Raw genomic sequence first — 1,340 nt, forward strand, 5'->3', positions numbered from 1 at the left:
CGCAAATTTTATAATCAAGTTAGCCACCTAAAAAATAAAAAAACATCCTAGTGAAAAATCGTGTATTATTGAGGTTCCAACACCAATCAATAAGGAGACTTTTCACTATGACTTATACACATTCTACTATAGAACGCAGGAAAGGAAAACACCTAACTTCCATTGAACGGGGAAAAATCGCCGGCTGGCTGGAAGAAGCTCTTTCTCATGGTGAAATAGCTCGTCGAATCGGTGTTAATCGACAGACCATCAGTAACGAACTTGCTCGTGGAACGGTTGAACAGGTGCGCAAAGTCAATGGGATTAAGCACTTCTCTATGAAGTACGACCCGGAATTCGCTCAGAACCGCTATGAAATCAAGCGACAGAACTGCCACCGTCCCTGCAAATTTGTCCAAGTACGATCTTTTTTAGCCTACTTCGTTAAGTTGTTCAAAACGGCGGACTATGCACCGGATGTCGTTGTCGGCACCACCAAACGTACCGGACTGTTTTCTCCTGAAGAGATGGTTTGTACAACCACCTTATACAAGTACATTGATGCCCAGCTTTTAGAAGTCAGAAACATCGATTTAAACTGTCAGGTCAGCCGAAAACGTACCAAGAAATACACCCGTAAAAATAAGAAAGTGTTGGGTCAAAGTATTGAAGAACGGCCTGCCCACATTGAAGAGCGTCAAGAGTTCGGTCATTTTGAAATCGATACAGTCATCGGAAAGCGTGGAGGGGCTGAAACGACTCTGCTTACGTTAACTGAGCGCAAAAGTCGTTTTGAGATCATCCGGCTCATTGACGGTAAAGACGCTGACTCTGTGGCCTATGGTATCCGACAGCTAATCAAAGAGTACGGCAGCCGTTCCTTCAAACGACTCTTCAAAACAATTACTTCAGACAATGGTTCAGAGTTCACCACACTGGCTGCCACATTGAAAGATTACTGTGAAGTCTATTTTACGCACCCCTATACTTCTTGTGAACGAGGGACGAATGAGAATCATAATCGCATGATTCGCCGAAAGATCCCAAAGTATGAGAGCCTGGAACAGTATGGGCGTAAAGACATTCAACGGATAGAAGATGGTATGAATGACTTACCAAGAAGAATTTTAGGGTATCAAACCCCCAGACAACAATTTGAACAAGAAGCTTTTATAGTTGTGAGTTGATTTGACAGTGAGCCTCTTGGAATGTGGCTTAAGTCTGGGAAGTCTGGCGGATACCAGACTGTCCTGATCAGACTACCACACACCAACTCACAATCAAATCAACAACGGAACGTAGAGATAACAGACATTTTTCACTTATTTCGAAAAGTGGCTAACTTGTTCTTGAAATTTGGG

1 protein-coding gene is annotated in these 1,340 nt (G+C 43.1%); it reads left to right on the top strand.

Translation table 11 applies throughout. The features are described from left to right. Positions 1 to 107 precede the first annotated feature (107 nt). The gene (locus LI954_RS15965) at positions 108 to 1,166 is read left to right on the top strand and encodes an IS30 family transposase (protein WP_229444972.1); all 1,059 of its coding nucleotides are present in this window, start codon (positions 108 to 110) and stop codon (positions 1,164 to 1,166) included. The last annotated feature ends 174 nt before the right edge of the window (positions 1,167 to 1,340 follow it).

The organism is Enterococcus sp. CWB-B31 (assembly GCF_020567645.1).
Lineage (GTDB): Bacteria > Bacillota > Bacilli > Lactobacillales > Enterococcaceae > Enterococcus_L.

What these genes read in the sequence shown, in the direction of transcription:
- LI954_RS15965 (WP_229444972.1), top strand. Translation starts at nt 108, where the DNA reads ATGACTTATACACATTCTACTATAGAACGCAGGAAAGGAAAACACCTA.